At 69.5% G+C, this 6275-nt stretch carries 6 protein-coding genes and 1 pseudogene; 4 read left to right on the forward strand and 3 right to left on the reverse strand.

Annotation, left to right across the window (positions count from 1 at the left end):
• The first annotated feature begins 97 nt into the window (after positions 1-97).
• The 4 genes from hflX to ABZ824_RS03935 all read left to right on the forward strand — a co-directional run bounded on the left by hflX (position 98) and on the right by ABZ824_RS03935 (position 5608).
• Positions 98-1525 carry a GTPase HflX gene (gene hflX, locus ABZ824_RS03920; RefSeq protein WP_355071016.1) on the forward strand — a complete coding sequence of 476 codons (1428 nt, stop codon included), beginning with the start codon at positions 98-100 and terminating at the stop codon, positions 1523-1525.
• A gap of 229 nt (positions 1526-1754) precedes the next feature.
• Positions 1755-2651 carry a lysophospholipid acyltransferase family protein gene (locus tag ABZ824_RS03925; protein ID WP_355070248.1) on the forward strand — a complete coding sequence of 299 codons (897 nt, stop codon included), beginning with the start codon at positions 1755-1757 and terminating at the stop codon, positions 2649-2651.
• Between the two features lie 794 nt (positions 2652-3445).
• Positions 3446-4591 carry an acyl-CoA dehydrogenase family protein gene (locus tag ABZ824_RS03930; RefSeq protein WP_356961500.1) on the forward strand — a complete coding sequence of 382 codons (1146 nt, stop codon included), beginning with the start codon at positions 3446-3448 and terminating at the stop codon, positions 4589-4591.
• 114 nt (positions 4592-4705) lie between these two features.
• Complete coding sequence (locus ABZ824_RS03935) at positions 4706-5608, forward strand: alpha/beta hydrolase (protein ID WP_356961501.1); 903 nt, start codon at positions 4706-4708, stop codon at positions 5606-5608.
• Between the two features lie 24 nt (positions 5609-5632).
• Here the strand turns inward: ABZ824_RS03935 and ABZ824_RS03940 are convergent, their stop codons facing one another.
• The 3 genes and pseudogenes from ABZ824_RS03940 to ABZ824_RS03950 form a co-directional block, all read right to left on the reverse strand.
• The gene (locus ABZ824_RS03940; protein ID WP_356961503.1) at positions 5633-5941 is read right to left on the reverse strand and encodes a hypothetical protein; all 309 of its coding nucleotides are present in this window, start codon (positions 5939-5941) and stop codon (positions 5633-5635) included.
• A gap of 23 nt (positions 5942-5964) precedes the next feature.
• Positions 5965-6132, reverse strand: a pseudogene (locus tag ABZ824_RS03945) (ATP-binding protein); the annotation flags it as partial.
• Positions 6132-6218, reverse strand: a complete 87-nt coding sequence (locus tag ABZ824_RS03950) for a hypothetical protein (protein WP_356962446.1) — start codon at positions 6216-6218, stop codon at positions 6132-6134. The pseudogene ABZ824_RS03945 and the gene ABZ824_RS03950, both read right to left, overlap by 1 nt.
• Positions 6219-6275 lie beyond the last annotated feature (57 nt).

Here is a 6275-nt window from a genome sequence, read left to right on the forward strand (position 1 = left end):
GGCGGACGCGAACGATCGCGCCGCCGATGCGGCCGACGACGCGGTGTCCGGCGAAGACGCGGTGACCGGCGACGTCGTCGCCGAGCACCGGGCACGGATGCGGCGATCGGGTTGGTCGGCCGATCCGACCACCGGTGAACTGCAGTTGGAGGACCGCAGTTCGCTGCGCCGTGTTGCGGGCCTGTCCACCGAGCTCACCGACATCACCGAGGTCGAGTACCGGCAGCTGCGCCTGGAGCGCGTCGTGCTGGTCGGGGTCTGGACCACGGGGACCGCCACGCAGGCCGAGGCCAGCATGGCCGAACTCGCCGCGCTCGCCGAGACCGCGGGCTCCGAGGTGCTGGAAGCGTTGATCCAGCGCCGCGACCGGCCGGATCCGGCCACCTACATCGGCTCCGGCAAGGCCGACGAGCTGCGCTCCGTGGTGCTGGAGACCGGCGCGGACACCGTCATCTGTGACGGTGAGCTGACCCCCGCTCAGCTGACCGCCCTGGAGAAGGTGGTCAAGGTCAAGGTGGTCGACCGGACCGCGTTGATTTTGGACATCTTCGCTCAGCACGCCACCTCCCGGGAGGGCAAGGCGCAGGTCTCGCTGGCCCAGATGGAGTACATGCTGCCCCGGCTGCGCGGCTGGGGTGAGTCGATGTCCCGGCAGGCCGGTGGCCGCGCCGGTAGCAACGGCGGCGTGGGTCTGCGCGGCCCCGGTGAGACCAAGATCGAGACCGATCGTCGTCGCATCCGTGAGCGGATGGCCAAACTGCGCCGGGAGATCCGCGAGATGAAGACCGCGCGCGACACCATGCGGTCGCGCCGCACGTCCAGTGGCATCCCGTCCGTCGCGATCGTCGGCTACACCAACGCGGGCAAGTCGAGCCTGATGAACAAGCTCACCGGCTCCGGCGTGCTGGTCCAGGACGCCCTGTTCGCCACCCTCGATCCGACCACCCGCCGGGCCGAGCTGGACGACGGGCGCGAGGTCGTCTTCACCGACACCGTCGGCTTCGTGCGGCACCTGCCGACCCAGCTGGTCGAGGCCTTCCGCTCCACCTTGGAGGAGGTGACCGGCGCCGACCTGCTGGTGCACGTGGTGGACGGCTCCGACGCGCTGCCCGCCGAGCAGATCAAGGCGGTCCGCGAGGTGATCACGGACGTGATCAAGGAATCCGGTACACCCGCCCCGCCCGAACTGCTGGTGGTGAACAAGACCGACGCGATGGGGCCGACCGAGCTCACCAACCTGCGTGCGCTGCTGCCCGACGCGTCGTTCGTGTCGGCGCGCAGCGGCCGCGGGATCGATGGGCTGCGCGAGCGGCTCGCCGAGCTGCTCGGGGACTTGGACGTGGAGATCAGCGTGCTGCTGCCGTACACGCGCGGTGACCTGCTCGCCCGCATCCACGCCGATGGCCGCATCCTCGGTTCGGATCACGAAGAGGGCGGAACCCGCGTCCACGCGCGCGTCCCGCATGCTCTCGCCGCCGCCTTGTCGGAGTACGCGCACGCGGGCACGGCCGGTACGCAGGATTAGGTCGAGCATCTCACTTCCTGAGATGTGACGCTGTCTTTCCGCGCGCTGGTTCGCGGCGTATCCGTGCTCGCGGACCGCCGCTGAAGTGCGAGTTCGCGACAGGCTTGCCGGGACGGCGAACGAGCTGGTCGATCGACCGGATGTGCGTGTCGCGATGCGACGCGCACATCCGGTGCGACGCAGTCGATTTCGTTGCGCTATCGTCATCGAATCGACACCAGGAGGGTTCATGTCGGACGCCCGCTCCGATTCCCGCACCCGGCGCTCCGGCGCCGCGAACAGCGCCGATCCGGCGCTCAGCGACGGTGCGCCGCTGTCGGTTTCGCTGACCGACACCGATCTGTGGGTGATCGACACCCTGCTCGCGCCGCTGCGCGCGTGGACCAGCCCGCGCTTCTACGGCTTGGAGAACATCCCGGCCGACGGCCCGGTGCTGCTGGTCGGTAACCACAACCTGCTGGGCGGCATCGACGCCCCCATGCTGCTGCCCGAGGTGCTGCGCCGCCGCGGCCGCTTGATCCGCGGTCTCGCCGAGAACGTGCTGATCAACGTTCCCGGCGTCCGGCACCTGCTGCACCACTACGGCGCGGTGCGCGGCACTCGGTCCAACTGCCTGGCCCTGCTCCGGCGCGGCGAGGCCGTGATGGTGTTCCCTGGCGGTGGCCGGGAGGCGGTCCGCCGCAAGAACGAGAAGTACCTGCTGAAGTGGGAGGGGCGCAGCGGTTTCGCGCGCATGGCGATCGAGGCGGGCGCGCCCATCGTCCCGGTCGCGATGATCGGCGTCGACGACGCCTACGACATCCTGGTCGACGGCGACCATCCGATCCTGCGCCCCCTGCGCTGGACCGTGGAAGCGCTCGGGCTCAGCCGCGACCTCACCCCGCCACTCATCCGCGGCGTCGGTCCCACCGTCATCCCGCGTCCGGAGCGCTTCTATTTCTCCGCCGGTGCGCCCATCGACCCGGCGCCGTGGCGCAACGCGGGCGACATGCACGCCGCAGCCACGGAATTCCGCGACGTAGTGCGCAAAGCGCTGGAGGAGGAGATGAACTTCCTCTTCGCCGAACGGGCGCGCGACGAAGGGCGCACCTTGGTGGGCCGCTTGCGCGGTTGGCTGACGCGCTGAGGGCTGCGGCGATCCGCGCGACGGTCGACTGTTCATCGTCCGGCTGTTCGGCGTCGGCGTCGGTGCTGCGAGCGCGGCACGTCACGTAGGGCGATTCGTCGCAGAGCTCACGGCTCGACCGTTCCCACGCCCGATCGGCACTTCAGCCGCGGAGCTTCCCGGCCGGACGCACCGCCATCGCGACCTGGAGCTTGCGCGGCGGCGGCGGTCGGCGGGCCGAGTCGTCGGAACAGGTCGAGTGACGGCCGGTTCTCGAACGCGCCGCGAGCTGGGTTGGACCGGCGGAGGGTCCGGCCGACTGTCATGTCCGAGGCCGGACACCTCGCGCACCACTGGGATGGCTGGGGCTCGCCTGGCCGAGCGGCTCGCAGTCACTCCGGTCATCCGCGCCGACACCATCGGGCCGTCGACGGATCCAACCTCGCGCGCCGGGTGGCGACCGCGGCGGTCGTTGTCATCGGCGAGCGGTGTCTGCGCCTGTCGGCATTGCGCCTGAGTCTGCTCAGTCGGTGTCCGTGGTCGCGCAGTCCTTCGTCTTGATCGACAACTGAAGCGCGTGCCGGTCAGTGGCAGGCCGGCCTCGTTCTGCGGCGTCCCGCCCAGGGTGGCGATCAATCGTCCCATGCCTTCGATCGTTTGCCGGGAATCTCGTCCGCTGATCTCGACCCGATCCGCCGCTCCTGGTGAGACCATGGTTCCTGCCCCAGAAGTGAACAGGGATTCTCGCCCCGGGTACGGTATGGGGCAACGACTGGTCGGTGTGGACCGGCCGGTGTGGTCACTAGGAGGTTGGCGTGGAACGCACACTGTTCGAACCCGAGCACGAACTGTTCCGGGAGTCGTTCCGCAAGTTTCTCGATCAGCACGTCGCGCCGAATCACGCGAAGTGGGAGGAGCAGGGCATCGTCGACCGGGCGGTCTGGCTCGAGGCGGGCAAGCAGGGCTTCCTCGGCATGGCCATGCCGGAGCAGTACGGCGGCGGCGGGGTGAAGGACTTCCGCTACAACGCCATCGTCTCGGAGGAGTCGGTGCGCGGCCAGTACTCCGGTCTCGGCTTCTCGCTGCACAACGATGTGATCGCGCCTTATCTGCTCGAGCTGGCCAACCAGGAGCAGAAGCAGCGCTGGTTGCCCGGCTTCTGCGCGGGCGAGATCATCACCGCGATCGCGATGACCGAACCGGGTACCGGTTCGGACCTGCAGGGCATCAAGACTCGCGCGGTGCGGGACGGCGACGACTGGATCCTCAACGGCGCCAAGACCTTCATCACCAACGGCATCAACTCCGACATCGTGATCGTGGTGGCGCAGACCGACCCCGAGAAGGGGGCCATGGGCTTCAGCCTGTTCGTGGTCGAGCGCGGCATGCCCGGCTTCGAGCGCGGCCGCAACCTGGACAAGCTCGGCCTCAAGGCCCAGGACACCGCCGAGCTGAGCTTCACCGACGTGCGCGTGCCCGGCAAGAACCTGCTCGGCACCGAGGGGATGGGCTTCATCCACCTCATGCAGAACCTGCCGCAGGAACGTCTGTCGATCGCCGTCATGGCGGCGGCCGCGATGGAGTCCTGCCTGGACATGACCGTGCAGTACGTCCGCGACCGCAAGGCGTTCGGCAAGCCGATCGGCGCGCTGCAGAACACCCGCTTCGTGCTCGCCGAACTGGCCACCAAGACCACCGCGGTGCGGCTGATGGGCGACAAGTTCATCGAGCTGCTCAACGAGGGCAAGCTGACCGCGGAGGACGCGGCGATGGCCAAGTGGTGGAGCACCGAGGAGCAGCTCGACCTGATCAACCGCTGCCTGCAACTGCACGGCGGATACGGCTACATGAAGGAATACCCGATCGCCAAGGCCTACATGGACGCCCGCATCCAGACCATCTACGGCGGCACCACCGAGATCATGAAAGAGATCATCGGACGCAGCCTGAAGCTGTCCTGACGGTGCGAATTCCGGCTCGGGCCGACGGCTGCCGCCGGCCCGGGTGCGGCACAATCGCCTTCCGAGGTGATGGCGAACTCGCCGTTCGCCGGTCGCCGGAGTGGAGGAGATGCGATGCCGAGTCTGGCCAACCAGGTGGTGCGCGGGTACCTGAAGGCGACGCGGGCCAATCGCGTGTTCATCGATGCCGAGTCCGCGCGCAAGCGGGTTCTCGATCGGAGCGTGCGGCCGCGCAACTACGGTCCGCCGCGCCGGCTGCGCGCGGATGTGACGATCACGGTGGAGCGTCGCGGCGGCTGGCCGGTCTACACCCTCACTCCGCGCGGGCGCACGCCACGAGGGAACGTTGTGTACGCACACGGCGGCGGCTGGGTGCACGAGATCGCGCCGCAGCACTGGGCGCTGTGCGCGGCGGTCACCGCGGAAGCCGGTGCGGCGGTGACGGTCCCGATCTACCCGCTGATTCCGTTCGGGACGGCAGGTCAGGTCGTCGCGGGCTTCGTGGAGCTGGCGCTCGCCAACCGGGAGGCCTACGGAAATGTATGCGTGGCAGGGGATTCCGCCGGAGGGCAGATCGCACTGTCGGCCGCGGTGGCCCTGCGGGACGAGCACGACGTGCGGCTACCCGGCACCGTGCTCATCGCCCCCGCGCTCGATCTGTCGCTGACCAATCCGGAAATCGAGGTCGTGCAGCCACGGGACCCGTGGCTGGGCGTCGCGGGATCGCGGGTGTTCATCGAACACTGGCGCGGCGATCTCGAGCTCGCCGACCCGCGCGTCAGCCCACTGGCCGCCGACCCGCGCGGACTCGGCCCGCTGACGGTCTTCTGCGGCACCGATGACATCCTGTGGCCGGACACCCGCCTGCTGATCGAGGCGGCGCGCGGCGCCGGGGTCGTGGTGGACTACCACGAGGCTCCCGGCCTGCCCCATGTCTATCCGCTGACCCCGACCCCGGAAGGGCGTGCCGCGCGTCGGGTCGTCATCGAGAGTCTGCGTAGCGCGCTCGCCAGTTGAACGACGGTGCGGTGCCGAATCGCGTTATCGCCGCCCGGTTCGCGTGCGACCTCGGATGACGCGGGACAAGGGCAGGGCCTCGCCGCCGACGGGGCTGTCCAGGGCTGCGAGCGGCGGATTCGTCGTGGGCACCGTGGCGGTGTCGTAGGTCCATGACCTGCCCACGTCGAACCACGGGATCGCACCGGAGAAGACGGACACGGCGGCCGAGTAGCGGCGCGCAACGATCGATGGGCGTGGGTCCCCGGCCGGGAGTCGAACGGAATCGACCGCGACGTGCTCGATCGGACGTGTGGTGCGGACCTCGATTCCGATCATCACCAGTCGTGGCACGGCGTCGAACCCGTAGCGCCCGGCTACGTACCGGCTGCGGGCAGCGTGACCACGAAACGGGCACCGGGCGCACCGTCGGTGACGTGAATGGTGCCTCCGTGGCGTTCCACGACGTCGCGGACGATGGCCAGGCCGAGGCCCGCGCCGCCCTCGTCGCGGCTGCGCGCGTCGTCCAGGCGGACGAATCGCTCTACGTACCGGCTGCGGGCAGCGTGACCACGAAACGGGCACCGGGCGCGCCGTCGGTGACGTGAATGGTGCCTCCGTGGCGTTCCACGACGTCGCGGACGATGGCCAGGCCGAGGCCCGCGCCGCCCTCGTCGCGGCTGCGCGC

This window comes from Nocardia sp. NPDC047038 (genome assembly GCF_040644075.1).
Lineage (GTDB): Bacteria > Actinomycetota > Actinomycetes > Mycobacteriales > Mycobacteriaceae > Nocardia > Nocardia sichangensis.

Excerpts from the sequence above, each read along its gene's own strand:
- hflX (WP_355071016.1), top strand. The coding sequence starts at position 98 with ATGCGGCGATCGGGTTGGTCGGCCGATCCGACCACCGGTGAACTGCAG.
- ABZ824_RS03925 (WP_355070248.1), top strand. The coding sequence starts at position 1,755 with ATGTCGGACGCCCGCTCCGATTCCCGCACCCGGCGCTCCGGCGCCGCG.
- ABZ824_RS03935 (WP_356961501.1), top strand. The coding sequence starts at position 4,706 with ATGCCGAGTCTGGCCAACCAGGTGGTGCGCGGGTACCTGAAGGCGACG.